This is a genomic window from Haloparvum alkalitolerans (assembly GCF_050122995.1).
Taxonomy (GTDB): Archaea; Halobacteriota; Halobacteria; order Halobacteriales; family Haloferacaceae; genus Haloparvum; species Haloparvum alkalitolerans.
This window is the reverse complement of record NZ_JBNLIA010000008.1, coordinates 14,248-41,057: the sequence shown is the minus strand read 5'-3', so window position 1 is coordinate 41,057 and position 26,810 is coordinate 14,248. Positions and strand designations below refer to the sequence as shown.

Annotated in this window: 26 protein-coding genes and 1 tRNA gene; 13 read left to right on the top strand and 14 right to left on the bottom strand. The window is 70.3% G+C overall.

What is annotated here, in order from left to right; genetic code table 11:
* Window positions 1–40: 40 nt before the first annotated feature.
* Entirely contained in the window at window positions 41–844 is an 804-nt protein-coding gene (locus tag ACQE3L_RS09490; protein ID WP_426963534.1) for a M14 family metallopeptidase, read from the bottom strand.
* 83 nt (window positions 845–927) lie between these two features.
* Complete coding sequence (locus ACQE3L_RS09485; RefSeq protein WP_426963532.1) at window positions 928–1,419, bottom strand: DUF309 domain-containing protein; 492 nt, start codon at window positions 1,417–1,419, stop codon at window positions 928–930.
* A 156-nt stretch (window positions 1,420–1,575) separates the two neighbouring features.
* On the opposite strand from ACQE3L_RS09485, the gene ACQE3L_RS09480 reads away from it, so the two are divergent.
* From ACQE3L_RS09480 to ACQE3L_RS09460, 5 genes are all read left to right on the top strand, one after another.
* Window positions 1,576–1,659: transfer RNA gene (locus tag ACQE3L_RS09480), tRNA-Leu, on the top strand.
* Window positions 1,660–1,866: 207 nt separating this feature from the next.
* Window positions 1,867–4,053 (top strand): bifunctional metallophosphatase/5'-nucleotidase, encoded by a 2,187-nt coding sequence (locus ACQE3L_RS09475; RefSeq protein WP_426963531.1) that lies wholly within the window; start codon window positions 1,867–1,869, stop codon window positions 4,051–4,053.
* Window positions 4,054–4,177: 124 nt separating this feature from the next.
* Entirely contained in the window at window positions 4,178–5,551 is a 1,374-nt protein-coding gene (locus ACQE3L_RS09470) for a DUF7405 family protein (protein WP_426963529.1), read from the top strand.
* 64 nt (window positions 5,552–5,615) lie between these two features.
* Window positions 5,616–6,950, top strand: a complete 1,335-nt coding sequence (locus ACQE3L_RS09465; protein WP_426963528.1) for a DUF7350 domain-containing protein — start codon at window positions 5,616–5,618, stop codon at window positions 6,948–6,950.
* Window positions 6,947–7,783 carry a PGF-CTERM sorting domain-containing protein gene (locus ACQE3L_RS09460; RefSeq protein WP_426963526.1) on the top strand — a complete coding sequence of 279 codons (837 nt, stop codon included), beginning with the start codon at window positions 6,947–6,949 and terminating at the stop codon, window positions 7,781–7,783. The genes ACQE3L_RS09465 and ACQE3L_RS09460 overlap by 4 nt, the downstream gene beginning before the upstream one ends.
* 88 nt (window positions 7,784–7,871) lie before the next feature.
* On the opposite strand, the gene ACQE3L_RS09455 is transcribed toward ACQE3L_RS09460, so the two are convergent.
* Window positions 7,872–8,141, bottom strand: a complete 270-nt coding sequence (locus tag ACQE3L_RS09455) for a hypothetical protein (protein ID WP_426963525.1) — start codon at window positions 8,139–8,141, stop codon at window positions 7,872–7,874.
* Between the two features lies 1 nt (window position 8,142).
* Window positions 8,143–9,255, bottom strand: coding sequence for an aminotransferase class I/II-fold pyridoxal phosphate-dependent enzyme (locus ACQE3L_RS09450; protein WP_426963524.1), 1,113 nt, complete (start codon window positions 9,253–9,255; stop codon window positions 8,143–8,145).
* A 131-nt stretch (window positions 9,256–9,386) separates the two neighbouring features.
* On the opposite strand from ACQE3L_RS09450, the gene ACQE3L_RS09445 reads away from it, so the two are divergent.
* A complete protein-coding gene (locus ACQE3L_RS09445; protein ID WP_426963523.1) occupies window positions 9,387–9,785 on the top strand; it encodes a DUF5778 family protein in 399 nt (132 codons plus the stop codon).
* Between the two features lie 30 nt (window positions 9,786–9,815).
* Window positions 9,816–10,472 carry a CocE/NonD family hydrolase gene (locus tag ACQE3L_RS09440; RefSeq protein WP_426963522.1) on the top strand — a complete coding sequence of 219 codons (657 nt, stop codon included), beginning with the start codon at window positions 9,816–9,818 and terminating at the stop codon, window positions 10,470–10,472.
* Window positions 10,473–11,000: 528 nt separating this feature from the next.
* Here ACQE3L_RS09440 and ACQE3L_RS09435 read toward each other — a convergent pair.
* From ACQE3L_RS09435 to ACQE3L_RS09405, 7 genes are all read right to left on the bottom strand, one after another.
* Complete coding sequence (locus ACQE3L_RS09435; RefSeq protein ID WP_426963520.1) at window positions 11,001–11,330, bottom strand: transcription factor S; 330 nt, start codon at window positions 11,328–11,330, stop codon at window positions 11,001–11,003.
* Between the two features lie 77 nt (window positions 11,331–11,407).
* Entirely contained in the window at window positions 11,408–12,052 is a 645-nt protein-coding gene (locus ACQE3L_RS09430) for a DUF8135 domain-containing protein (RefSeq protein WP_426963519.1), read from the bottom strand.
* Window positions 12,049–12,882, bottom strand: coding sequence for a hypothetical protein (locus tag ACQE3L_RS09425; RefSeq protein WP_426963517.1), 834 nt, complete (start codon window positions 12,880–12,882; stop codon window positions 12,049–12,051). The genes ACQE3L_RS09430 and ACQE3L_RS09425 overlap by 4 nt, the downstream gene beginning before the upstream one ends.
* 67 nt (window positions 12,883–12,949) lie before the next feature.
* Window positions 12,950–13,786 (bottom strand): RAD55 family ATPase, encoded by an 837-nt coding sequence (locus ACQE3L_RS09420; protein ID WP_426963515.1) that lies wholly within the window; start codon window positions 13,784–13,786, stop codon window positions 12,950–12,952.
* Window positions 13,787–13,878: 92 nt separating this feature from the next.
* Window positions 13,879–14,886 (bottom strand): beta-ribofuranosylaminobenzene 5'-phosphate synthase family protein, encoded by a 1,008-nt coding sequence (locus ACQE3L_RS09415; RefSeq protein WP_426963514.1) that lies wholly within the window; start codon window positions 14,884–14,886, stop codon window positions 13,879–13,881.
* A gap of 183 nt (window positions 14,887–15,069) precedes the next feature.
* Window positions 15,070–16,146: an archaeosine biosynthesis radical SAM protein RaSEA gene (locus ACQE3L_RS09410; RefSeq protein WP_426963513.1), complete on the bottom strand. Its 1,077-nt coding sequence runs from the start codon at window positions 16,144–16,146 to the stop codon at window positions 15,070–15,072.
* A 72-nt stretch (window positions 16,147–16,218) separates the two neighbouring features.
* Entirely contained in the window at window positions 16,219–16,692 is a 474-nt protein-coding gene (locus ACQE3L_RS09405; protein WP_426963512.1) for a VanZ family protein, read from the bottom strand.
* A 120-nt stretch (window positions 16,693–16,812) separates the two neighbouring features.
* Here ACQE3L_RS09405 and ACQE3L_RS09400 point away from each other — a divergent pair, with 120 nt between their 5' ends.
* The 3 genes from ACQE3L_RS09400 (at window position 16,813) to ACQE3L_RS09390 (ending at window position 19,903) form a co-directional block, all read left to right on the top strand.
* Window positions 16,813–18,744 carry an aldehyde ferredoxin oxidoreductase family protein gene (locus ACQE3L_RS09400; RefSeq protein ID WP_426963605.1) on the top strand — a complete coding sequence of 644 codons (1,932 nt, stop codon included), beginning with the start codon at window positions 16,813–16,815 and terminating at the stop codon, window positions 18,742–18,744.
* Window positions 18,745–19,135: 391 nt separating this feature from the next.
* Window positions 19,136–19,525, top strand: a complete 390-nt coding sequence (locus ACQE3L_RS09395; protein ID WP_426963511.1) for a DUF8147 domain-containing protein — start codon at window positions 19,136–19,138, stop codon at window positions 19,523–19,525.
* Between the two features lie 60 nt (window positions 19,526–19,585).
* Entirely contained in the window at window positions 19,586–19,903 is a 318-nt protein-coding gene (locus ACQE3L_RS09390) for a DUF8066 domain-containing protein (RefSeq protein WP_426963510.1), read from the top strand.
* Between the two features lie 46 nt (window positions 19,904–19,949).
* Here the strand turns inward: ACQE3L_RS09390 and ACQE3L_RS09385 are convergent, their stop codons facing one another.
* Entirely contained in the window at window positions 19,950–20,891 is a 942-nt protein-coding gene (locus tag ACQE3L_RS09385; RefSeq protein ID WP_426963509.1) for an isoaspartyl peptidase/L-asparaginase, read from the bottom strand.
* Between the two features lie 193 nt (window positions 20,892–21,084).
* On the opposite strand from ACQE3L_RS09385, the gene ACQE3L_RS09380 reads away from it, so the two are divergent.
* From ACQE3L_RS09380 to icd, 3 genes are all read left to right on the top strand, one after another.
* The gene (locus ACQE3L_RS09380) at window positions 21,085–22,998 is read left to right on the top strand and encodes a sensor histidine kinase (RefSeq protein WP_426963508.1); all 1,914 of its coding nucleotides are present in this window, start codon (window positions 21,085–21,087) and stop codon (window positions 22,996–22,998) included.
* Window positions 22,999–23,090: 92 nt separating this feature from the next.
* Window positions 23,091–23,753, top strand: a complete 663-nt coding sequence (locus tag ACQE3L_RS09375; RefSeq protein ID WP_426963507.1) for a metal-dependent hydrolase — start codon at window positions 23,091–23,093, stop codon at window positions 23,751–23,753.
* Window positions 23,754–23,847: 94 nt separating this feature from the next.
* The gene (gene icd / locus ACQE3L_RS09370) at window positions 23,848–25,110 is read left to right on the top strand and encodes an isocitrate dehydrogenase (NADP(+)) (protein WP_426963506.1); all 1,263 of its coding nucleotides are present in this window, start codon (window positions 23,848–23,850) and stop codon (window positions 25,108–25,110) included.
* A 45-nt stretch (window positions 25,111–25,155) separates the two neighbouring features.
* Here the strand turns inward: icd and ACQE3L_RS09365 are convergent, their stop codons facing one another.
* Both ACQE3L_RS09365 and ACQE3L_RS09360 read right to left on the bottom strand, forming a co-directional pair.
* Window positions 25,156–26,286: a site-2 protease family protein gene (locus tag ACQE3L_RS09365; protein ID WP_426963505.1), complete on the bottom strand. Its 1,131-nt coding sequence runs from the start codon at window positions 26,284–26,286 to the stop codon at window positions 25,156–25,158.
* Window positions 26,287–26,457: 171 nt separating this feature from the next.
* On the bottom strand, window positions 26,458–26,718 hold the full coding sequence (locus ACQE3L_RS09360; RefSeq protein ID WP_058366103.1) for a DUF7123 family protein: 261 nt from the start codon (window positions 26,716–26,718) through the stop codon (window positions 26,458–26,460).
* Window positions 26,719–26,810: the final 92 nt, after the last annotated feature.

Here is a 26,810-nt window from a genome sequence, read left to right as displayed (position 1 = left end):
GAACGCGCCGCGTGCCGCTGAGGGGCTCGGGACGACCGCGTCAGGCGAACGACCCGGCGTAGTCCGCGACGTAGCCGAACTGGTTCTCGTAGCCGTGCGCCGACAGCAGCACCGGGTAGAAGTCCTCGTCGGCGACGAGCCGCTCGCCGTCCGCGGCGGCGAACGCCTCGCCTGCCCGCACGCGCTCGAAGTTGCGCGCGAACACCTCGTAGTCCGCCGCCGGGGGCTTCGGGATCCGCTCCAACAGCCGATAGACGTCGATCTCGTCCCGGCCGCCGGCGTCGACGACGCTATCGGTGGCCGGCGCCGGGAGCGCGCCCGTCGCCGCGAGGAACGCCCGCGCGAGCCAGTAGGCGTTGTCCGCGGCCGAGTCGGTCCCCTGCTCGCCCGCCTCCACCTCGATGGTGTGCGGGTGCTCGATGAGGCGCCCCTCGGTGAACCGGTCGGTCTGGATGACGATGTCGACCGGCAGGTGGGGACAGACGCCGCGGGTCACCTCGTCCATCGAGTCGATCACGGCGAACGGCTCCGCGTACGACTGCGTGGAGTGGATCGCCAGCGTCGTACAGCCGGTCAGCTCCTGTTGCAGGCGGTGAGCCAGCCGCTCCTCGTGGGCGTTCCCGTCCGGGTCCCCGGGAAACGCGCGGTTGAGGTCCGTGTCGACGTACCGCTCGCCCGTCGCCAGCGCCTCCTCGTTAGCGATGATCAGTTTCACCGGCCGCTCGACGTCCTCGTCGTCGGCCAGCAGTCGCTCGACAGCTCGGACGCCGCAGGGCTCGTCGCCGTGGATCCCGCCCACGACCGCGATCTCCGGGGTGCCCTCCCCCACCTCGAACACTTCCATGGTGGATCCCAACACCCCGGCGGATAAGTGGGGTTCGGATCCGGCGGCTCCCGCGGGCGCCTCCGCCGGCGCCGGGGGACGCCTCACGGTCCGTGTTCGAGTCGCTCCGCGTACTCGCGGTCGGCCGGGTACGCGTCCGGGCGCGCGCCGTCGAGTTCGATGCGCCACCCGTCGATCGCCGCCGGGTCCGCGAGCGCGGCGTCCAGGGTCGCGCGGACGTCTCCCACGTCGACGCCGTAGAAGTCCGCCGGGACGCCCCGGAGGTACTCCAGCGCGGTCGTAAAGAGGCTCCGCATGCCGTCGTCGTCCGCGAAGTCCGCGCGCTTGTACGCGCCCGCGGCGACCTGCACCATCCCGTGGAGGTAGGCGGACTCGACGCGCCCGGCCCCGTAGTTGTACCACTCGTCCTCGAAGCAGTCGTGGGCGGCGTGGTACTCGCCGGCGTTGAACAGGCGGACGCCGTGCTCGGTCGCGCGCCGGAGGGTCGCGTGCTCCCAGACGCGGTCGTCCGCGCGCCACCCGGAGGGGTCGCCGAGCGGCGGGGCGACGCCCGGATCACGGGTGTGGTCGTCCATGGGCCGTGTTTGGTCCGCGGGCGCCTAACGGTTGCCCCTGGTCGGTTGGCGACTCGGCCGCGCCCCGTCACCCCGGCCGCGGACCGTCCGACTCGGAGACGGAGCGGCCACGAACCGACGAGTTAAACACGCACGCTCCTGTACCGGAACTCGCGTGCGAGGGTAGCCAAGTCTGGAAACGGCGGCGGACTCAAGATCCGCTCCTGTAGAGGTCCATGCGTTCAAATCGCATCCCTCGCATCGCCGGGGTCCACCCCCCGTGATGCGGAAGGGCGCTCTCGGGGCGTTCTTCCCTCGCAAAAACTCTGCACGAACTGCCGAGCGACGGGTGTCTCTCGCCCCCGACTCCCCGTGGTTCCGTTCGGGTCCACGATCCTCCATATGTGGATAAATGTCATCGATTCGTCGAGGGAAAGATACAAGAAAGAGCCTTGAACACGAATTGCCATGGGTGAGACACCCGCGGACGACCGTATCGAGACGCGCCGACGGACCCTGCTCGCGGCGGCCGCGGGTGGTCTGTCGGTCGGGGCGCTCGGCGGGGCACCGGGCGCCGCGGCCGCACAGGACGGCGACACGCTGACCATCGTTCACGACACGCACTTCCACGGTCGGTTCGAGGACGCCTCGGACGCCGAGAAGACCCTCGCGCGCTACTACGTCGAGGCGGCTCGGCTCCGCGAGGAGTACGGCAACAGCGCCTTCATCGGGAACGGCGACGACCTCGCGCCGTCGCTGCTGGGACTGGAGTACGAGGGCGCACACATGATCGAGGCGCTCAACTACATGGAACCGGACGCGGTCGGCGCGGGCAACCACGAGTTCGACTTCGGCATCGACGTGGCCGAGCAGCGGTTCTCGGACAGCGAGTTCCCGTGGACGGTCGCGAACCTCCGGACGCCGGACGGCGACGCCATCCCCGGCACCGACCGCTGGCTGACGATCAACCCCGGCTCCGTCACGCTGGGCGTCTTCGGACTCGTCGTCAACGGTTTCTACTCGATCACCGACTACCCGGAGGAGTACGAGGTCATCGACAACGTGGAGGCGGCCCAGGAGGCGACGACCGCGCTCAAGGAGAACATGGGCGCGGACTTCGTCGTCTGTGCGGCGCACATCTCCAGCGGCCAGCAGGAGCGCGTCGCGGAGGCGGTCGACGGACTCGACGCCATCGTGGGCTCCCACTCCGGGATCACGTTCGCGGGGCCGAAGGTGGTCAACGATACGGTCATCGCCGAGTTCGGCGACGAGTTCGACCACCTCGGCCGGCTCACGTTCGACATGGAGTCCGGGGACCTGTCCGACTGGGAGCGCCTCGACTTCTACAACTCCGAGGCGCTGGGCGACGACGAGAGCCCCCCGGAGGAGACAGAGAACTACACGCCGGTCGACGTGCAGTCGGTCGAGCCGGACCAGGAGCTCGCCTCGCTCTCCGAGGAATACCTCGGTCAGCTAGAGGACCGGCTCGGCGAGCCGATCGTCGAGTCCGAGGTGGAGCTGAACGCCACCTTCGACAACTACGCCATCGAGACCGGCTGGGGGAACCTGATGACCGACCTCGCGCGCGAGGTCGGCGACCTCGACCGCGAGATCGACGTGGCGACCCAGAACGGCGGCGGGATCCGGTCGGGGAGCACGTACGGCCCCGGCCCCATCACCGGCCTCGACGTGATGGACATCCTCCCGTTCCCCAACGAGATCGAGGTGTACGAGCTCTCGGGCGCACAGCTGTACGAGTACCTCGAGGGAGAAGTGCGCCCGCTCCCGAGCCAGTACGGCGCCCAGCCCGCCATCCAGGTGTCGGGCGTCTCCTACGAGTGGACCGGCCACGACGACGAGGGGGAGATCGACAACCTGTTCGTCGGCGGCGAGCCCTACGACGAGGACGAGACGTACCTCGTCGCGACCAACGACTACGTCGCGGGCAACTCCGTCATCGGCGACGGGGAGCTCGTCCTCCAGTCCGGGCAGTTCCAGGGCCCGTACACCATCGACAAGCTGGAGGAGCGCGACACGGTCGCGCCCGAGCGCGAGCACCGCATGATCCGCGTCGACGAGGACCTGGGCGACGCGGAGGTCTCCGTCGACGGCGACACGACGACGGTCACGCTGCCCAACCCCGAGGCCTCCGAGGGCGTCGTCGAGGACACCTACCGCGCGGTCTCGCGCACCGGGGCGGTCGTGCAGGCCGAGGGCGTCTCGGAGACCGACGACGCCGTCGAGGTGACCTTCGCGGCGGACGCGCTCGCGGACCTGGCCACCTCGGCCGAGGAGCCGGTCGTCCGCGTCTTCGGCGAGTTCGAGCCGAACGACGAGCACTACGGCTACGAGTCCGACGGCGAGACGGTCGACCTGCCGAACTCCTCGGGCTACGACGCGTTCAAGCTGAAGGGCCGGATCGACGCCGACGCGGCGGCACAGACCGGCGACGAGGCGACGGAGGGAACCACCGACGAGCCGGCCACCGAGGCCGACACGGCGGACGGCGGTAGCGATCAGGAGACGGACGCCGGCGGCGAGACGGGCGACTCCGCGCCCGGCTTCGGCGTCGGTGCGGGCGCGGCCGGCGTCGCCGGCGGCGCGTACCTCTACGACCGGCTCGCGGACGACGACGCGGCCGACGAGTCGGAGTAACGGCGCACGCCGACCGCCCCGAGTCGGCGGAACGGCGCGTCGGCCCTGTCTCGGCGACCGTCCTTCGTGCGGGCGGGAACGCCCGACGCTCTCATTTATCCGCGACCCCACACCCCACACGCGAATGACCCTCCCGGACCCGACAGACGGCCTCCCCGACCCCTCGGAGACGCCGCGCCGCGAGTTCCTGAAGGCGGCCGTCGCGCTCGGCGGCGCGGCCGGGCTGTCGGCGTGTCTGGAGGCGCCGCGGGCCGGTTCCGGTGCGGACGGCGGCGCCGAGGCGGACGGGACCGACGGGGGCGCGAGCGACCTCGCGGACGTACCGACCGGCGACCCCGCGGCGTTGCCCGACCGGCAGCACGCGTGGAACGACGCGCTCCCGACCGACGAGGACGGGAACGTTCGCCCGCCGCGACACCACGTCCTCCGGTACGCCGGCCTCGCGGTCGACCCGACGGACGACAAGGAGCGCGAAGCGGCCCGCGAAACGCTTCGAGAAGCGCTCTCGGCGCTCGAACGCGCGTTCGCGTGGTCGAACGAGGGGCTCCTGTTCACGGTCGGCTACGCGTCGGCGTACTTCGACCGGTTCGACGCGTCGCTCCCCGCGTCCGTCGACCTGCCCGCGCCGACGGCCCTGACCGACATGGAGGACCCGGCGTTCGACGAGGCGCCACTCCTGGCCCACCTCGCCAGCGACGCGCCCGCGGCGCTTCTGTCCGCGGACGAGGCGCTGTTCGGGGAGGCGACGACCGTGCGGTCGGGCGAGCGCGCGGAGTCGGTTCCGGACCTCTCCGGCGTGCTCGACCCCGTCGACCGCCGAACCGGGTTCGTCGGAGCCGGCCTCCCGCGGGAGCACCGCGGGGTCTCGGGGCTCCCCGAGGACGCGCCGATCCCGGAGGGCGCGCCGCTGATGATGGGGTTCCGGAACGGCTTCCGCGCGTCGCAGGCGACGGAGGACCGCGTGACGATCGCCGAGGGCCCGTTCTCGGGCGCGACCACCCAGCACGTCGCCGCGCTCCGACTCCAGCTCAACGCGTGGTGGCGACAGGAGAGCCACGCCCAGCGCGTCGCGAAGCTGTTCAGCCCGGTCCACGCCGCGGAGGAGCGCGTCGGCGACTGGGGCGAGAAGCTCGGCGCGGACCCCGCGGTCGCTGACCTGCCGGAGGATGCGGTGGCGTACGCCCGCGAGTCGGGCGTCGTCGGCCACGCGCAGAAGGCCGCCCGCGCCCGCGAGGACGGCGCGCCGCTCCTGTTGCGCCGCGACTTCGACACAACCGACGGCGACCACGCGGGCGTCCACTTCCTGACGAACCAGCGCCGGATCGAGGAGTTCGTCCGCGTGCGGGCGGCGATGACCGGCGCGGACATCGCCGACGAGACCGCGGTCGGGAGCCGCGTGAACAACGGCATCCTGCAGTACGTCTTCGTGCGCCGGCGCGGGAACTACCTGCTCCCGCCGCGGCGCCACCGCGCCCTGCCGACGCCGACCCCGGAGTGACGAACGCGACTCTCACGAACGCCGCCTGCCTCGACCCTCACGAATCCCCGCCCCACACGACCACATGACCGACGATGACATTCCGCACGAACCGACCGACGACGCGCAGTCGCCTGACCGACAGACGGGGATCGCCACCCGGCTCACCCGCCGCTGCGCGCTCTCCGCGGGCGCGGCCGGCCTCGCCGGCGCGCTCGCGGGGTGTGCGGGCGACGGGTCGGAAGCGGACCCGGGCGTCTCGAGCCCGGCCGAAACGGCGACGGAGGACACCGGGACGGGCGCCGGGGGCGGCCCGACGCTCGCGCGCGTCGAGGACCCGCCGGCCGCGGTGTACGTTCCGACCCACTTCGAGGCGATGCGACACCTCGACCCGATCCGGGCCGGCCCCTACGAGGTGGTGCCGATGGTGACGTATCCGCACGCCTTCTGGACCGTGACGGGCGAGACCGTCGAACGGACCGAGCCCTCGGGCGCCGAGGACGTCCACCTGATGGTGACCGTCCGCGACCCCGAGACGGGCGCGGTGATCCCCGCCGAGACCGGCCTCGAACTGACGGTCGGTCGCGAGGGCGAGTCCGGGTCGACGCACGTTCCGTGGCCGATGGTCTCACAGGAGATGGGCCTGCACGCCGGCGACAACGTGCCGCTCGGGGAGGACGGCACCTACGAGGTCGCGGTCCGGGTCGGAGCGGTCGACGCACGCCTCACCGGCGACTACGCCGGCCGCTTCGACGAGAGCGGCACGGGGACGTTCACGTTCACCTTTGACGACGAGTTCCGGAGCGAGGTGGTCGAGGGCATCGTCTACGTCGCGGAGGACGACCGCGGCCGCCGCGGCGCGCTGGCGAACGCGATGGCCCTGATGGGGTCGCAGGGGACCGAGGAGAACTCCGACACGGCGGAGGAGCCGCACCCCAACGGCGTCGAGCGCTGGGCGGGAGGCGAGGCGGGGCACAGATACGGCACCTACGAGCGCGCCCCGGACGCCGGGGAGCTCCCGCCCGCGGACGCCCTGCCCGGAACCCTGCAGGGCCGTCCCGTGACGGGCGACGCGGTGCTGGCGACGACCCTGGTCGCGGCGGGATCCCGGTTCGTCGACGGCGACGAGCGGTACCTCGCCGTCTCGCCGCGCACGCCCTACAACCGGAGTTCGCTCCCGATGACGGCGCTCTCGTACGAGCAGCGCCGGGCGGGCGAGGCGGTCTCGTCCGGCTCCCTCACCGCGACGCTGGACCACGAACTCGGGTACCACTACGGCGCCGCGCTGTCGGACGCCCGGACGGGAGACGCGGTGACGCTGACGGTCGACACGCCGCCGCAGGCGGCCAGACACGCCGGCTACCAGACCGCGTTTCGCGAGATGCCGCCGGTCGAGGTCGAGTTGGAGGTACCGGAGTGACCCGCGCCGGCGCTGGCGGGGACGACGGGGCGGGCGGTCCCGAGGTCCGCCGCCCGAGCGTTCGCCCGCTCGCGGCCGCCACACTCGCGTGTCTGCTGTTCGCGGGCGTCGGCCTCGGCGCGGCGGTCGGCCCGGCCGCGGCGGGCGACAACGTCGCCGTGTTCTCCGTGGAGCCGGAGACGACGACCGCGGAGCCGGGCGACACGGTCTCCGTCAGGGTGGGACTGGAGAGCCACGGCGCCTACGGCGACGCCGAGGTGGCGGCGGTGGACCTGTGGCTCGACTACCCGACGAGCCACCTCGCGGTCGAGCGCGTCGAGCCCGGGGACTGGTTCGCCGAGGCGTCCGCGGACGCGGCCGACTCGCCCGACTACGCCGAGAGCGTCCGAAACGCGGAGTCCGGGGTCGTGAGCGTCGACCAGTCGCTCCGGAACCCACGCGAGCAGGCCACGACCGGCGTCGCCCACTTCGCGACGGTTACCTTCCGCGTCCGGGATGAGGCCGACCCGGCGACGGCGCGGATCGACGCCTCGCGGAGCGAGGTCCTGCTGACGAGTCAGTACCCGCAGCCGGTCGCGGACGCCTACGCGGACGTGAACGTCTCCGGCGGCGGCCCCGACGCGGACCCGGCGTACGTCGAGGAGCCGGCGTTCGAGTCGTTCGGCGGCGGGGGGGAGGAAGCGAAGACGACGTCGGCGCCCGCGGAGACCGGTGATGGCGACTCGACCGGCGCCGCGGAGTCCGGGTCGGAGAGCGGCGTTTCGGTGCCAGGGTTCGGGCCGGTCGTCGCGCTCCTCGCGCTGCTGGCCGCGGCGCTGCTCGGCCGGCGCTGATCGCTCGGTTCGGTATCGACGGAAAGGTGAGAAGCCGGCCGCAGAAAGGGGACCAGACGCGCGCCGTCGCGGCCGTTTTTCTCCCCTATCAGGGGTGGAACTCGTCCTCGAACTCCTCGGGGCCCTCCTCGTCCGGCGGGACGAACTGGCCGGTCAGCAGGTAGCTGACGAGGAAGAACACCGCGAACCCGGCCATCACCGCGCCGACCGACTGCACGACGAACGGGATGTCGTTGTACCACGCCCAGCGGTCGACGACGATTATCGTCAGCACCGCGGCCGCGATCGCCTTCTGCTCGTCCGTCGGATCCGTCACGAACCCCTTCACGTCCTCGGCGAGTTCGCCGAAGAAGCCCATCTCAGGCACCCCCGTGGTCCCTGATGACCTCGCGGACGCGCGAGAGACCCTCCTCCAGTTCCTCGGTCGGGAGCCCGAACCCGATCCGGAAGCGGTTCGGGTAGCCGAACAGGTGCCCGGGCGCGAGCACGACGCTGGCCTCCTCGACGACCGTGCGACAGAAGTGTTCCGCGTCGTCGAAGGCGTCGGGGACCGTCACGAACCCGTTGACGCCGACCGGGTCGTGCCACTCCAGCCCGCGGGCCTCGACCCACTCGGCGACGGTGCGGCGGTGCTCGCGCGCGAGGTCGCGGTTCTCCTCGAGGATGCGGTCCTCGCGCCGGCCGAGCGCCTGCTTCGCGACGTGCTGGTCGATGATCCCCGGGGAGATGGTCGTGTAGTCCTTCCAGCCCCACGCGGCGTCGACGACCTCCTGCGGGCCGGCGAGCCAGCCGAAGCGCAGACCCGCGAGCCCGTACGCCTTCGTCAGGCTGGCCGTGGAGATGCCGTGCTCGCCGAAGGACGCCACGGGCGGCAGCGGGTCCTCCGCGAGGAGGCGGTACACCTCGTCACAGAGCAGGTAGGCGTCGTTCTCGGCGGCGACGTCGTACACGGCGCGCATCGTCTCCTCTGAGTGGTAGCGCCCGGTCGGGTTGTTCGGGTTGTTCACGACGACGACGGCGGTGTCCTCGCGGACGGCGTCCGCGACCGCGTCGGGGTCGAGCCGCCAGTCGTCCGCCTCTGAGAGCTCGACGCCGGTCACCTCGCCGAACGCCTCGGGGACGGCATGGAGCGCCTGATAGGTCGGCGTGACGACGACCGCGTGGTCGCCGGCGCCCTTCGCTCCGCTCCCCGCGCTCGGGCCCGACCCGAGGATGGAGAGGAACGCGAGGAAGTTCGCCTCCTGCGTGCCGCAGGTGAAAAGCACCTCGTCGACGCTCCGGTCGTACCGCTCGGCCACCGCCGCGCGGAAGTCGGGGTCGCCGTTGGTCGGGATGACGTAGCCCAGCTCGCCCGGGTTCAGGTCGAACCGCGAGGCGTCGAGCGACCGGATCCCGCTTTCCGCCAGCATGATGTCGGCCTCGTGTTCGTACTCCGCGAACCAGCGCTCGAGGCCGAACGGCGCGATGTCCATACCCGACGTTGGCGGCTGGCGTACGTCAAGCCTGCGGGACGCGACGAGGAGCCCCACGGCCTCGAGGAGCGGTGGCACCGCGACGGCCGCGAACCGCCATCCGTTTATCCCGGCCGCGCGAAGAGCGGCCAATGAGCGAGACCCTCGACGAGGACCTCTACCAGCGGACGCTCGCGCTGATCGAACCGGGCGAGATCGAGCTCGTCGGCTGCGTGGTCCACACCGACCTCGGCGGCGACGAGGATCTGGAGATGCACGAGCTGACGGTCGCGATCAACGACGTGCTCGCGGAGCTTTCGGGCAAGGGCGAGGCGTACATCGAGGCCGGCAACGACGACCCCGACTTCTCCTCGAACCAGTTCCAGGGGCGCACGCTCGACGACGAGGCGTTCGTCTGGGAGTGCCAGCAGCTCCTCCGGCAGGGCACCTTCGACCTCGTCTTCTACTACGAGGCGGACGTCGATCAGGACGCGGTCGTCGCGGAGCTCGAGGCCCTCGACGGCGTCGACCGCGTGACGCAGGTCCCCTGACGCCGCCGCGGCATTTCTGCACCACCACCCATGAGCGAGACCGTCCTGATCCCCGGCGGCCGCGACGTGCGCGCGAGTCTGGACGTCGCCGATTTCGACTCGGTCGACGACGAGTCCGCTGCCAAGTCCGACGCCGACGCCTGCGTCGTCGCCTGCCCGCCCCATCCCCAGCACCGCGGCCACCGCGGCGACGAGCGCCTGCGCGCGGTGAGCGACTTCCTGACGGAGCGCGGGATCGACTGCCTACGCTTCGACTACGGCGACTGGGACGAGGGGTACGGCGAGACGACGGACGCGGACAACGCCGTGGCGTGGGCCCGCGAGCGGTACGACCGCGTCGGCCTGTTCGGGTTCTCCTTCGGCGGCTGCGTCGCGCTCGTGACGGCCGCGAGCAACCCCGACCTCCGCGCGGTCGCCGCGCTCGCGCCCGCGGCCCGGCTCAACCCTGACACGGACGCCGTCGCGGCGCTCGACGCGCTCGCGGACGCCGGCACCCCCACGCGCGTCGTCTACGCGACGCGCGACACGACCGCGGACTGGAAGCCGGTCGTCGAGCGCGCGCGCGAACTCGGGCTGTCGGTCGCGGAGATCGACGCCGACCACTTCTTCGTCGGCAAAAGCGGGCAGGTCGCAAAGGCCGTGGGGCGTTTTCTGTCGCCGCGGTTGGGGAGCGCGGGCGATCCCTGATTGGCGGAGCCGGGCGCGCTTAATCTCTCTTGCGCTTGTGAGATATGACAAATATTTCAAAAATATTTAACCGTACCAGTTTATATCGTCCCAACTTATTGATAGTGCGTACAAGAATGGCAATAATATGACTGTTATCGGAGACATGACAAGAATAAGTGCGGATAATAAGATATAATAGACAACTTTACCGGATACAACCACTGCTTTGTCGAGTGGTTCCCATACTGTCCCTTTATTAGAGAGATAAATATAATAAACTCCGAATATCCAAAACGCGACAAGAATTATCATCGATAGAAATTCTGCAAACATACTGTTCTAATTGATGCATCAGCGTAAATTTGTTATGTCGTCTCTGAGGTCCCCACCACATCCCACTCAAAGACAATTATGGTGTGTGTTCTTGATTAATCTGGGTGTAAATAACTAACTTGACCGAATCTTATTTTAAGTAGACTACTCGGCGGTTAATCTCACCACGGCCTATAACCCGTATCTGTCGAAATACGCAGGCTAAGGTAAGCCTTAGCTATACCCCCGCCACCGCCGGCCGCACTCCTTGCACTTGAAGAATCGCGTCGGGGGCTCGTCGGCGGAGCCGGTCTGTTTGATCGTGTACCACGCCTCGCCGTGGCCGCACTCCTCGCAGACCACGTCGGTCGCGGTCGGCTTCCCCTCGAAGTTGGCGCCCTCCTCGGTCTCGATCACGTCGTCGTCGCTCTGCGCCTCGGTGGAGGTGAACTGCTCGGCGAGGCCCTCCTCCTGCTCGGACGTGGCGCCGCAGTCGTCGTTCTGACAGACCATCTCGCCGTCGACCGACACCATCATCGAGCCGCATTCGTCGCAAAACTGCATGGTCGTCGTAGGGGAGTGGCGCCCTTATGTCCCGCGTCTGGGCGGTGACGGCGGCGCGCCGGCGACCGCGGACGCGGTCAGCCGCGGTCGAACTGCGGCCCCTCCTCCGCGATCATGGGGCAGCCGCGCACCCGGAAGTGGTCCTCGTCTGTCACCTCGACGATCGCCGTCCCCTCGTGCTCGCAGGCGACGGCCGGCGGATCGGTGAAGTACGGACAGCTCTGGCAGTACTGCCGCTTGTCGACGATGTGGTCCGCGCGGTCGCCCCCTTCCTCGTCCTCGTCGACCGGAGTCGCACCGACGCCGGCCTCCGCGGCCGGCGCCGGACCGACCGGCGCCTCCTCCTCCTCGGAGAGCGCCTCCCACACGTCCTCGTCCAGGTCGCCGACCTCCATCTGCTCGAAGGGGTCGGTCTCTGACCCCTCCGCGCCGGCGCCCGCGTCCAGGTCCGCGAAGGGGTCTTCGGACTCGACGTCCGCGTCCACCTCGGCAAACGGGCTCTCGGGGGCGCCGCCCGCGTCGAGTCCGGGATCGACGTCGACTTCGACCTCCTCCGGGTCCAGCTCGGTCAGGTCGCCGTCCCCGTCCGCGTCGTCGGGCGCGGTCCAGCCGACCTCCTCGTCCTCGTCATGATCGCCGTCGTCGCTCCGCGGGTCGTCGTCGCTCCACAGGTCGTCGCGGTCGTCGCGGTCGTCGTCCCACGGCCCCTCACCGTCGGTCATGTGCCGCCCTCGAGGATGTCGTCGGCCTCGGTCGACGGCTCCGACTCGCCTTCCAGCGCCGGGCGGTCGCCGACTATCAACCGCGCGGTTCCGAAGAAGCCGGACTTCGGTTCGACCGACTCGAACGTGCTCTCGCAGTGCGGACACCGCGGCGCCGCCAGCAGGCCGACGTGGACGGTGTTCCCGCAGTTGTCGCAGTCGGCGTCCGTCACCCCGTGGCGGTTCGCGACCGCGGCCAGCTCCGCGGCGGCCTCGCGCTGTGCACGCTCCGTGTCGAGCTTCCCGGTTCGCCGCTGGAGCCGAACCACCGCGCCGGCGAGACGGTTCAGCTTCTCCTCGACTCCGTCGAGCGTCTCCTCGTACTCCGCGACGGTCCCCTCGACCTCGTCGAGCTGGCCGTCGACCCGCGATTCGACGCGGTCGATCCGACTCTCCAGGGCGGCCAGGTCGTCGCGGAGCGAGTCCAACGAGCTCGCAAGCGGTGGGTGGGAGTGGTCCTCGGCCGCCTTCGACTGCACCTTTCGGAGCACCTCGACGACGCGCTCGCGGACGTCCTGTACGTCCCCCTCGAGGGTCGTCCTGAGGTCGTCGACCTCGGCTTCGAGCGACTCGAGGTCGCCCTCCAGCGTCTCGACGTCCGACCGGAGCTCCCCGGCGTCGCCGTCGGTGAGCTCGTCGACGCGCGCCCGAAGCTGCTCGACGGTCTCCGCGTCCGGCACGTCGATGTCGTTCTCGTCGGCAAGCCGGACGACCGCCTGCGCGAGGAGTTCCTCGCGGTCCATCTCCGTCGGGTCCTCATTGCCCCCGGAGAGCTCCTCGGGCAGCGTCATCGTCGCGCACCCACCATCTCTGTGTCCCGTTTACCACGCAGACGTAAGTAAGCTTCCGGGGGGTCCATCAGCGGATCTTCCGTACGTCGCTGATGTCGAGTCCCCCCTCGTGGATGTCCGTCTCGAAGCGGACGATGTTCTCCTCCTCCAGCCGCGAGAGGACGCCGCGGAACTCGCGGACGACCATCGTCCGCGCGCGCTGGGACCCGCCGGTCTCCCACGTGAAGCGGAACGTTCCCCCCACGGCGTCCATCAGCGCGCCCGTCTTCTCGGCCGAGAGCGCGTCCTCGTTGACCAGAAGCAGGATGAGGCCCTCCCAGTGGAACGCCGCCTTCTTGAGTCCCTTCAACAGCATCGCGATGTCGCTCCACTCGATCTCGTCGGAGACGGAGGAGACGAGGTCGGTGATCGAGTCGATGACGACCAGGTTCCCGGCCGCGTTGGCGCTCAGGTAGTCGCCGAGTGCGGTCAGGACGTCCTCGCGCCCGGACCGGTTGCCGAGCTCCTGGAGGGTCGTCGTCTCGCCCATGTACCAGTCCCGCGGGATCGGGCTGAGCTGGAAGTACGCGCCCGAGAGGTCGGCGAAGGAGATCCGGTCGATGGCGGCGTCGACGATCTCCTCGTCCATCGTGTACTCCATCTCGCGCCGGATCGCGGCCTTGTCCGAGGTGAACGAGACGTAGTGGACCTCCGGGGGGACGGCCGAGTCCGGCTCGAGGTCCCCGTAGTAGAGGTCGAACAGCTCCTGGTCGCCGAGCGCGAGCGCGTTCATCGCGGCGCTGGTGTAGAGGAACTCCCGTGCACCCGCACCGGATTCCCCCGACAGCAACACGACGTTGCCCGGCGGCGCGCCGCCGCCCAGGATGGAGTCGAGCCGGGCGACGCCGAACGGAATACTCGCCATGGGTGCACGCCTCTCGCCGGCGGTTTAGCCGTTACGGCACTCACATGCACCGCCCGGCCGCCACCCTCGCCGACGGGACGCGCCGACCGCCGTCACTCCGCGTCGGTCCGTGCGCCGCGATTCCGTCCGCGGACGATCCGCACGGTCCCGTCGACGCCGGCCGCGTCGAGCGCCGCCTCGCCCGCCGCCGCGGCCGCGTCCGCCCGCGAGGCGTCGGTGACGCCGAACACCGCCGGTCCCCACGACGACTGTCCGGCGCCGAACACCGCGGGGTCGTCGTCGAGCGTCGCCACGAGGTCCCCCACGGGCGGGCGGTAGACCCCGCCCTGCTCGTCGGCGTACCACGCGCCGTTGAGTCGGCCGACCTCCGCGACCGCCCCGCCGAACGCCTCCGCGCGTCCCTCCGCGATCGCCGGGAGCACGCGCCGCGTCACCACGCCCGCCACGCGGTCGGCGATTCCCGGCTCCGCGCGCTCGACGGCCGCGCGCATGCTGGCGTCCTCCTCGTCGCCGTTCCGACCCGGCGGCGCGTCGGGCGTGAGAACCAGAAAGCGCCAGTCGTCCGGGACCGGGTGCCGCGCGGCGACCGGCGGCACCTCCCAGCTCCCGACGTCGGGTCTGTCCGTCGTGAATCGGGCGGTGGGGTGGCCGGCGTCGAGGACGAACCCGCCGCGCTCGAACGCCGCGACCCCCACGCCCGACCGCCCCCCGCGGCCGAGTTCCGGCGCTCGCTCGCGGACGGCCGGCGCCCGGTCGTGGGCCCGCGCGACGCCCGCGAGGACCGCCAGGGCGAGTTGCGTCCCGCTCCCCAGGCCGGCGTGGCGCGGCAGCGTCTCGCGGAGCGTCACCGCCGCGCCCGGCACCTCCAGCAGCTCGCAGGCGCGCTCGACGTACGCGTCGAGGTCCGCCGCGAGTGCGTCCGGGTCCCGCGCCGCGCCGTCGAGGCCGAGCGTGGCCGACGGCTCGCCCGAGCGCTCAGCGTCCACGACCACGCGCGGCTCCACGAGCGCAACCCCGAGCGCGCCGTAGAGGCGCTCGTGCGAGAGGCTGAGGTTCCCGAACCCGAAGTGGAGTCGGGCGCCGGCGGTGACGCGAACCATACCCGTACCTCGGCGGCCGGGACAAAAAGGGCCGGCGACGGTGGCCGGGATTGCCTGTGGCGGGACGCGACGCGAATCGGCCGCCGAACGAGGACCGCGGACGCATTTCTGTCCCGGTTCAAAAGGGGGCATTTCTGTCCCGGTTCAGAAGAACCCTCTCCGCGGCGGTGCGTGATGGCGGACTTATCGAACCAGCGGCATGTTGTAGCTCGTCTCGGCGTCCATCACGTACTCCCACGTCGCCTCGCACTCGCAGGAGACCTGATCGAACACCGAGGGGTCCTGCCGGAGGTCGAAGTCCTTGATTGCGGTCTGGACGCGGTCGTCGCACTCGCCGCAGTTGTGGGCGCCGCGCTCGGAGCCGTGACCGACGGGGTCCGAGACGACGATGGCGTCGACGTCCGCGGTCGCCTCCAGCACGTGCGCGACGGTCCAGAGCCACGGCGGGCGGTAGCCGCCCTCGAAGAACAGCTCGTCGACCATCGTGTAGCGCTGGACGTTGCAGGGGTTCATCGAGACGGTGTGACACCCCTCGACGCCGGCACAGCGCTCGATGGAGTCGATCATGTCCGTGGCCGCCTCCGGCTCCGCGAGGAACGGCGGCTTGAGCAGGAGGTACGCCTTCACGCCCGCGCCGACCGACCGCGCTTCAGCGCAAGCCTCCTCGAAGTCCGCGAACTCGAAGTACTTGTTCACGCAGTCGCGGCGCACGCGGTCGGTCGCGGTCTCCAGCCCGACCGCCACGTCCGTCTCCAGCCCGACCTCGGTGAAGTCCGAGACGCGGTCGGCCTCGACGAAGTCCGGCAGCGACTCGACGACGATTCGCTCGCGGTCCGCGAACGTCTCGGCGATGGCTCGCCGAGTCTCGGCGGGCACCTCGCGCTCGTCGAGGAAGGAGCCGGACGTGTAGATCTTGATCAGGTCGGCCGGCTCGTCCGCGTTCTCCGCCTCGTGGTCGAGACAGACCTGAATCTGGTCCATCAGCGCCTCGTGTGCGACGCTGCCGCCCTCGACGGACTCCGCGACGTAGCCGCACATCGTGCAGCCGCCGGCGCGGGCCCACCGACAGCCGCCGGTGTTGAGGATGATCGTGAGCGACTGCTTGACGCCGTCGGGCGTGTTGTCCTCGTCGACCCAGACGCGGGTCGGCTCGTGGGGGTCGTACGTCTCCGACTTCTCCGCGCGGATGTCGCGCATCACCTCGTTGTGGGCGTCCATCCCGCGGCCCTGCTCGAAGGCCTCCGGGCTCGGCTTGCTCATTACCGGAACCGAGGCGGTCGCGGCGTAAAGCCGCTTCGTCCGCGGTCCAGCCGGGCCGCCCGGCGGCGGAACTCACGCTCCGTTCTCGTCACCGCTCCGGGCTCCGCTCCGGGACAACCACGCGGCCGCGAGCCCGGCACCGATCAGCGCCCCCGACGCGTTCACGAGCGCGTCCGCCACCGCGAACGACCGCCACGGGAGCGGCGCCTGCACCACCTCGACGCCGAGACCGAACGCCGTCGCCGCCAGCGCCGCCAGCAGCGCGGCTACCACCGATCTCGGGAGCGCGTCCGCCGATGGAAACCCGATCCGTTCACGGAGAGCGACGCGGACCGGACGAACCAGCGCGGCCGCGAGCGCCGCGTAGCCGAGCAGGTGGAACGGGTCCGTGAGGCCGACGATCCCGGGGTCGGCCGGCGCTTCGCCGGGCACCGGCACCACCGACGCCAAAAGCACCGCCGCGGCGACGGCGACCGCCGGGCGCACGCCCGCACGCGGCGCCTCGGGGGTGTCGCTCGTTCCCGCCCCGTCTGTCGGTACCTGCACCGTCCGTTCCCTTCGACGACGGACGGCAAAACGGCGCCGGTCCCGAAGTAACTGGAACCAATTACGCCCTCGCGAGAACGCCTAACTGGGTACGGCACTAACATAATGAACGACCATTACATGACCGACTACGGCGGATTCCGCGACCGCGTGGCACAGATCGACCTCACCGACGGGGAGGTGACCTACCGGGGGATCAGCGACGAGTACGCCGAGAAGTACATCGGCGCCCGCGGACTGGGGGTCAGGTACCTCTTCGAGAAGGGGGCCGACGTCGACCCCGACTCGCCCGAGAACCGGCTGGCGCTGATGACCGGGCCGCTCACCGGGACCCAGACCGTGATGAGCGGCCGGATCGCCCTGGTGACGAAGTCCCCGCTGACGGGCACCGTCACCGACTCGCACCACGGCGGCTGGTCCGGCGCCCGGCTGAAGTGGGCCGGCCTCGACGGCATCCTGCTGGACGGGAAAAGCGAGGATCCCGTCTACGCGGTCGTCGAGGACGGCGAGGTCGAACTCCGCGACGCCTCCCACATCTGGGGCTACGGCGTCCACGACACCGTCGACGCGCTGGACGACGAGGTCGACGGCGAGGTCGGCAAGAACGTCTCCGTCATGGCCATCGGTCCGGGCGGGGAGAACGGCGTCCGCTACGCCTGCGTCGTCAACGAGGACGACCGCGCCTCGGGCCGCGGCGGCACGGGCTGCGTGATGGGCGACAAGAACGTGAAGGCGGTCGTCGTCAAGGGCGGGACCAGGATGCCGAAGCCGGCCGACCCCGACACGTTCCAGGAGGGGTACCAGCAGGCGATGCAGGTCATCCGCGAGTCCGACGTCACCGCCCCGAACGAGGGCGGCCTCTCGCAGTACGGGACCAACGTCCTGATGAACATCACCGAGGAGATGGACGGGCTCCCGACGAAGAACGCAACGTACACGTCGACGCGCGCCTTCGCCGACGCCGAGGGCGGTTCCGTCGACGCCGAGGAGGTCTCCGGCGAGAACGTCCGCGAGAACATCCTCGTCGACGAGCCGACCTGCCACTCCTGCCCGGTCGCCTGCAAGAAGGAGGTCGAGGTGCAGGTGAACCACAAGGGGACGGACATGAACGTCCGGATGGAGTCGTACGAGTACGAGTCCGCGTTCGCGCTCGGCCCGAACTCCGGCCACTCCGAACGGGACGACATCGCCCTCATGATCGACCGGTGTAACGACGTCGGCGTCGACACCATCGAGGTCGGCAACATGATGGCGATGGCCATGGAGATGTCCGAGGAAGGCAAACTCGACGACTACGGCACCCTCGACTGGGGCGACTCGACGGAGATGGTCGACCTCATCGAGGACATCGCGCACCGCGACGGCGACCTCGCGGAGCTGCTGGCGGAGGGCGCCGAGCGCGTCGCCGACGAGGTGGGCGCACACGACAACAAGCTCTCCGTCAAGGGCCAGACGATCCCGGCCTACGACCCGCGCTGCATGAAGGGCATGGGCATCGCGTACGCCACCTCGAACCGCGGCGCGTGCCACCTGCGAGCGTACACGCCCGCGGCCGAGATCCTCGGCGTCCCCGAGAAGGTCGACCCCTACGAGTGGGAGGGGAAGGGCGAGCTCACCGCCACCTTCCAGGACCTGCACGCGGTGTCGGACTCCTTCGACATCTGCAAGTTCAACGCCTTCGCCGAGGGGATCGAGGAGTACGTCCTCCAGTACAACGGCATGACCGGCCGCGACGTGACTGAGGACGAGCTGTTCGAGGCGGGCGAGCGCGTCTACAACCTCGAGCGCTACTACAACAACCTCGCCGGCTTCGACGGCGACGACGACACGCTCCCCAACCGCTTCCTCGACGGGCACCCGGACGCGATCCCGGGACAGGGCGCCAGCGAGGGCGAACTCTGCGAGCTCGACGAGATGAAGGCGGAGTACTACGACCACCGCGGCTGGGTCGACGGCGTCGTCCCCGACGAGAAACTGGCCGACCTCGACATCGGCGTCGGCCCCGGCACCGGCGTCTCCACGGGCGGCACCGGCGCGCCCGCGGACGACTAAGCTCCGACCTTTTTCGGCGTCGGGTTCGCGCGGCGCAGGCGCCGCGCTCACCCGTCCTTGAAAAATGTCGATCAAAAAGTGGCCGCGGTCGGCGCTGCGGGCGCTTCGCGCCCTCGCGCCGCCGCGGTTCCACAACCTCGACAGAAACCGCGACCGCGACAGCACCGCTACCACCACAACACCGCGACCGCATCCGCACCGCGACCGTATCCGCACCGCGACCGTATCCGCACCGCGACCGCAGCTACAGAAACGTGTGCACAGCACCGCGGGAGTTGACAGAAAACCCCACTAATGAGGTCGCTCGACGACATCTCGGCGAAGAGCGGTACGCTCTGAAACCGCCGCTATCGCCGAAAACCCTAATCTGCTCGGCGGAGAGGCGACGCGCATGTCCCTCTCGCGTACCGCCACCGTTCTCGGCGTCGGCCTGACCGCGTTCCTCGTCGCCACCGTCGTCGTGACGGAACTCGCGGCGTCGGCCGTCGAGTTCTCACTGTTTCTCGGACTCCCTGCGGGCGTCGTCGCGGGGGCCGTAGCGGCCGGACTCGTCCACCGCCGGCTCTCCCGCGTAGCGTCACCCCCGGTTCGGGGCGTGCTGGCCGGCGTCGCCGCGGTGAGCTACGCCGCGTTCGCGCTGTTCGCGGTCCGGTACGCCGTCTCCGCGGCGCGGCCCTTCCTGTCAACCGCGACCGTGGCGATAGTCGCGGTGGCTGTCGGTGCCGTCGCGGGACTCGCTGTGGGCGTTCGCGCCGAGCGAGACGCCGACCCAGCAGACTGACCGCTCCCCCGCTCGGCACCGCCGCATCGCTTAAGTCGGTACCAGCGGATCCCTGGCGACATGGGGTATGCTCCGCTCACCCTCTCGAAAGCCCTCCGCACGCCGCTCGGGACTGCGCTCGCGGCCCTCACGGTCATCGTGTTGGTGTACAGCGTCCTCGTCACGGCCCGCATCCTCGCCGGCGTACTGTTCGTCGCGCTGGTCGCACTCGGCTACATCGCCTACCGGCTGCTCGCGGCGGTCGAAGCGGTCGCCGACGGCCACCAGCGGCTCGCCGACGCCCGCGAGCACGAGGCGTTCTCGCGGTCGTCGAACGCGCCGCCGTCCTCGGACGCGGGCGACGCCAACGACCCGGACGACGCGGCCACGGAGCCGTGACCGACTTCACGCGCTCCGGACCGCGGCGCGGGACCGACGCTCGCGTTCAGAAGTCGGCCGCGACGCTCGTCTGCATTCCGTCGGTGTTGAACGCGCTCCCGGCGCCCGCGTCGTCCGCGACGATGATCCCGGCGCCGGAACCGGTCATCTCGCCGAACTCGGCAAGCGCGCGGTCGGCGGCCCGCTGGGCGCTCAGCCCGTCCTCCAGATACCGCACCGCGCGCCGCGAGAGCGTGACGCGCGCGATGTCCTCACCCGCGCCGGTCGCGCTGGCGCCGCCCGCGGGCGAACAGAAGAACCCGGAGCCGACCTGCGGCACGTCCCCCACCCGGCCCGCGAGCGCGAACGAGCGCCCGCCCGTCGAGGTGGCGGCCGCGAACGTCTCGCCGTTGAACGCGACCGCGCCGACGGTGTCGTGGTCGGGCGCCTCGCGCTCGTCGCGCCCCCCGCTGGCGCGGTCGGCGGCGCCCGCTCCGTCCCCGCCGCTTCCGCCGGCCTGATCGCTCTCGGACCCGAACCGCTCGTGCAGCCAGTCGAGGTGCTCGCGCGGGCCGCCCCCCGGCGGGTTCTCCTCGGCGAACCGCTCGCGCTTCTCGGCGGTCAGCAGGTCCACGCCGGTCTCGACGCCGAACTCCGCCGCGAGGTCGACCGCGTGCTCCCCGGAGACGAACACGTGCGGCGTCTCCTCGAGGACGACGCGCGCCGCGGAGACGGCGTGCTCGACGCCCGGCATCGAGCAGACCGCGCCGACCGCGCGGTCCGAGGTCATCAGGCCGGCGTCCGTTCGCACGACGCCGTCCGACTGGACCGCGCCGCCGACGCCCGCGTTGAACCGCGGGTTCGTCTCCAACACCCGGACCGCCGCCTCCACCGCGTCGAGCGGGCTCGCGGCCTCGGTCCCGGTCGCCGCCGCCTCGTCGAGAACTGCCTGCCTGGGCTCCGGCTCGTCCGGACTGCCGCCCGCGCCGCCGTGAACGATGACTCGCATACGCGGGAGGATTCGGGGGACGGGGTTAAGCCTCGGGGAAGCGGTCGGGGAAGCGGTCGGGGAAGCGGTCGAGGATGCGGTCGGGGGGTACCGTCGCCATCGAGCGATCGCTCCCGCCTCCGGTGAGCGAACCATACCGTAATTTATGTGAGGGAGACGACGACAGTCGAAAGAACAGCGGACTGCCGACAGCATGCCAGACCCAATCCGAGTGCTCCACGTCGAGGACGATCCGAACTTCGGCGATCTGGTCGCCAGCTATCTCGAACGGGAGAGCGACCGGATAACCGTCGCCTCCGCCAGAAACGCGGAAGAAGCCCTCGAACAGTTGTCCGAGAAGCGACCGGACTGCGTCGTGAGCGACTACGACATGCCCGGGCGAAACGGCATCGAACTCCTCGAGACGGTCCGGGACCGGTATCCGAACCTCCCGTTCATTCTCTTCACGGGGAAGGGGAGCGAGGAGGTCGCTAGCGAGGCCATCTCGGCGGGGGCGACGGATTACCTCCAGAAGGGCGGCGGGACGGAGCAGTACGCCATCCTGGCGAACCGCGTCCAGAACGCGGTCGAGCGGCGCCGGTCCTCGCTTCGCGCCGAGAACCTCGAACGGTTGCGACGGCTCGGCGGGCGGATCAATCGAGCGCTCGTCCAGGCGTCCTCGCGCGACGAGATCGAGACGGCAGTCTGCCGGATCGTCGCCGACGCGGAGCCGTACCGGTTCGCATGGGTCGGCGAAGTCGACCCGGAGAGCGACCGCGTCACGCCGCGGGCCGAGGCGGGGACGGCCGACGGCTACCTCGAGGAGGTGTCCGTTCCGGCCGGAGAGGGCCCCGACCAGCCCGGCCCCGCCGCGGTCGCCGTACAGGAGAACCGGGTCGCCGCCTCGCAGCGCGTCGAGAGCGACCCCCTCTTCGATCCGTGGCGCGAGGCGGCCCTCGAGCGCGGCTTTCGGTCGGTCGCCGCGGTGCCGCTCGAGTACGACGGGACCGTGTTCGGGGTCCTCGTCGTCTACGCCGGTCGCGAGCAGCTGTTCGACGAGGCGGAGCAGGCCCTCCTCGCGGAGCTCGCCGCCGACATCGCCCACGCGATCCACGCCTGTAAGGTGCGTCGGGAACTGGAGCTCCGTGATCAGGCGATAGGAGAGGCACCGGTCGGGATCGTGATAACGGGGAACGCCGACGAGGGACAGCCGATCCGCTACGTCAACGATCGCTTCGAAGAGATCACCGGGTACGACGAGGCGGAGATCCGGGGTCGGAACTGCCGGTTCCTGCAGGGGCCGGAGACGCGGGAGGAACCCGTCACCCGGATGCGGGAAGCGATCGACGAAGACGAGCCGGTATCCGTCGAACTTCGGAACTACCGGAAGAACGGCGACCGCTTCTGGAACCGCGTCTCGATCGCGCCGCTCCGTGACGAGGACGGCACGGTGACGAACTACGTCGGCTTTCAGGAGGAGATCACGGACCGAAAGGAGCGCGAACGTCGGCTCGAACGACAGAACGAACGGTTCGACGAACTGGCGAGCATCGTCTCACACGACCTGCGAACACCGGTCGAAACGGTTCGCGGATGGCTCGAACTGGCGGTCGAGACCGGGGAGGTCGAACACGTGAAGCGGGCCCGCGACTCGATCGAACGGCTCGACGACCTCCGCGAGGACCTGGCCGACACGCTCCGGAGCCGGGAGGTCGTGAGCGAGACTCGGCGAGTGGGTCTGGGGCGACTCGCGGAGGACGCGTGGGCGCGCGTCGACGCCGCGGACGGGTCCGATCTCCGGGTGGTAGACCAGTTCGACATCACCGCCGATCCGGACGCGACGCGGCGGCTCCTCCAGAACCTCTTCTCGAACGCGGTCGAACACTCCGAGGGGGCCGTGACCGTCCGCGTCGGGCGCACCGACGGCGGGTTCTACGTCGAGGACGACGGTCCGGGGATCCGACCCGAGAACCGCGACGCGGTGTTCGAGGCCGGGTTCACGACGAAGGCGGACGGAACGGGGATGGGCATGGTGAGCGTTTCGGGGATCGTCGACGCGCACGGCTGGCGGATCGAGGTCGCGGACGCCGACGCGCTGAACGGGACCCGGTTCGAGATCACCGTCTGAACCCCACGTCGGCTCGGTCGGCTCGGGAACAAAGGGAACGCGGACCGCCCGGCCCGCGGAAGCGCTATCCCTGTGAACGACTACCATCGAATATGCCTTCGACGCTGATCCACGCCGGGTTCGCGGCGCTGCTCGCGGCGGCGCTGCTGACGGACGACTTCGACGCTCGCGCGCTGGCGGTCGTGGTCGGCGCCGCGGTCGTCCCGGACCTGGACACGTTCATCGGGCTGTGGCTGATCGACGGCGGCCACCGCGCCGTGCTCCACAACCTGCTGGTGCCGTCCGCGCTGCTCGTCGCGGCGTGGGTCGACGTACGGCGCGGGACCGACTCCCGGATCCTGGCCCGGTGGGGGGCGGGAGGCTGGCGGCTCGCGTGGGTGAGTCTCTTCGGCGGCTGGATCGTCGCCGCGGTGCTGCTGGACGCCTTCTTCAACGGCGCGAACCTGCTGTGGCCCGTCCACGACGAGTTCATCGACCTCTCGGGACACCTGCTCGTCTCCGACCAGCGCGGGTTCGAGCAGACGTTCATCGAGTTCGAGCGCACCGCCGACGGCGGGACCGCGGTCGGGAGCGACCATAGCCGGGGGTCGACGGGCGAGCAGCACTACTGGACCTACGCGGACATGGGCCCGGACGCGGACGAGGACACCGAGCGGATCGGCTACGTCTTCGACCGCGGGACGTACATGGTGATCGCGCTGGCGGGCTACGCGACCGCGGGCTTCCGGCTGTTGGAAGCGCGGCGAGGCGAGTGAGGAACTCGACGCACGCGTCCGTTTGCGGCAGTCTTCGCGGTCGGGAGCGAAAGCGGCAGGCACTTTAGGGCGCTCCAAGAAGCCACGAACGTTCATGAGCTACGACAAGGTCGACGTGCCCGAAGAGGGCGAGGCGATCACGCTCGCCGACGAGGAGACGGGCGAGCTGGACGTGCCGGCGAACCCGATCATCCCGATCCTCCACGGTGACGGTATCGGGACCGACGTCGGTCCCGCCGCCCAGAAGGTGCTCGACGCCGCCGCGGAGGCGACCGGCCGCTCCATCGCGTGGATGCGCGTGTACGGCGGCGAGAGCGCCCGCGAGAAGTACGACGAGAACCTCCCCGACGACACCGTCGACGCCATCCGCGAGTTCCGCGTCGCGATCAAGGGCCCGATGACGACGCCGGTCGGCTCCGGCTTCCGTTCGCTCAACGTCGCGCTCCGCCAGACGCTCGACCTGTACGCGAACGTCCGCCCGACCTACCACCTCGACGGCGTCCCGTCCCCGGTGAAGAACCCCGAGGAGATGGACATGATCACCTTCCGTGAGAACACGGAGGACGTCTACGCCGGCATCGAGTGGGAGGCCGGCACCGACGACGTCGAGCAGGTCCGCGACTTCCTCGAAGACGAGATGGACGTGGCCGACGTCATCCACGACGGCCCCGTCGGCATCGGCGTCAAGCCCATCTCCGAGTACGCCTCCAAGCGGCTCATCCGCGAGGCGTACGACTACGCGCTCGCGAACGACCGCGACTCGGTGACGCTCGTCCACAAGGGCAACATCATGAAGTTCACCGAGGCGCAGTTCCGCGACTGGGGCTACGAGCTGGCCGAGGAGGAGTACGGCGACGAGCTCATCACCGAAGACGAGCTGTGGGACGAGTACGACGGCGAGCAGCCCGACGACAGCGTGGTCGTCAAGGACCGCATCGCCGACAACATGCTCCAGCAGCTCCTGACGCGGACGAGCGACTACTCCGTCATCGCGACGATGAACCTCAACGGCGACTACATGTCCGACGCCGCCGGCGCCCAGATCGGCGGCCTCGGCATCGCGCCCGGCGTCAACTACGGTCACGGCCGCGCGCTCGCCGAGCCCGTCCACGGCTCCGCGCCCAAGTACGCCGGCGAGGACAAGGTCAACCCGACCGCGATGATCCTCTCCGGCCGCGAGATGCTCGACTACCTCGGCTGGTCCGACGCCGCGGACCTGGTCCGCGACGCCGTCGAGGAGACCATCTCCTCCGGCAAGGTCACCTACGACCTCCACCGCCAGATCGAGGGCGGCGAGAAGCTCGCCACCTCCGAGTTCGCCGAGGCGGTCGTCGACAACATCGAGAAGCTGTCGTAAACGGCTTTTCGGGCCGTACCGCGCCGTTCGGCCGTCTTCACGTATTTATCCGACCACTTCGACGGGGACGAGGAGGAAGCAGGTCGCGCCGACCGCGAAGGTGGCGATTCCGACCGCCAGCCGCGGCCAACCGAGCTCCGACTCGTCGACGGGGGTCGCGGGGCCGTTGAACGCGATGAACAGCGCAAAGAGGCCCCAGAAGGCCCACAGGCCGACCGATTCCTGCAGTCCCTTGTCGAGCACCCAGTAGAGGTAGCCCGCGATGGCGAACAGTGCGCCGGGGACGAGCGAGGCCAGCGTCTCCTGCCGCTCGCCGAGCATGGCCCGGGTCATGTGGCCGCCGTCGAGCTGTCCGACCGGAAGGAGGTTCAGGAGGGTGAAGAACATCCCGACCCACCCGCCGATCACGACCGGATGGACCGACGCGCCGGCGTCTCGACCGAGCACGGCCGCGATCCACGACAGCAACGGCGGGTTGTTGAACACGATCATCCGTGAGGACTCGCGGAGCACGTGGTCGGGAACCGCTATCGGGTCGAGCGAGAGGCCGATCGCGGTGACGAGGACCGTCGCGACGAGGCCAGCCACGGGACCGGCCACGCCGATGTCGAACAGCGCCTTCCGGGACGGCATCCGCCCCCGCATCCGGATCACCGCCCCCAGCGTCCCGAAGGGGAAGACGAAGGGGATCACGTAGGGAAGCGACACGTCCACGCCGTGGTAGCGACCGGCCGCGTAGTGGCCCAGCTCGTGGGTGAGGAGGACGCCCAGCACTGCGGCCGTGAACGGCCACGCGCGGAGCAGCGTGAGGGGGTCCTCGGTCAGCGTCGACAGCGGGACGTAGTACCAGCCGTAGGCGCCGACGAACAGCGTGCTCGCGACCGTCGCGAGCAGCATGACGGCGTTGAGCCACGGGATCCCCTCGCGGCCGCTGCCGTGCGGGTGGGCGACCAGCACGTCGGCCTCCGCAGTCGACCGGAAGTCCACCTCGTAGCCCGCCTCGTGAAACGCGGGCGCCACTTCGCGGAGGAGCGCGCGCTCCGGGAGCAGCGACTCCCCAACGTACCGGATCCGGTCGCCGTCGTGCCGCACGTCGTCCACCCGGAAGAACGTACGGAGCGACTCCGGCAGGGGAACCGCCCCTGACGCCGGCGCGCCCTCCTGGCTGTCTGCCATCACCGAAGCCTGGGTTCGGCCGCCAATAAACCCCGCGCCGGCGGCGCTCCGGGCGCGAACGGTCGAGAACGCGTCACTGATCGACGCTTTCGGAGGGGCGGTGCGGTCGAGGCGAGAAAGTCCGGAAGGGCGGGGAGGGCGCTGCCGGGGACCGAGGACCGAGCGCGCTCGCTACGCGGGCTCGACGCGCCAGGTGGTCGCGCCGGTGTAGGACCACTTCTCGACGGTGAGCTCCGTCGCGGAGTCGCGGAGCTTCACCATCAGGGCGCCGATCTCCTTCGGAGAGAGGTCGACGTCCTCGGAGATGAACTTCCCCTTGAAGTACATCTCGCCGTCCTGCGCCCGCTCGAGCAGGTACTCCTTGAGCCGCTCCTCCTTGCTCGCGGTCTCGGTCGTGCCTGCGTCCGTGGAGGGATTGGCGGTTGCGCTCATGACGTACCCCACGCTTACCCCCGCAGGGTGTTATAAACGGAGCAACGTTAGGGGACGTTCGGTCGCTTTTATCGTTCCGCCGACGTAAAACG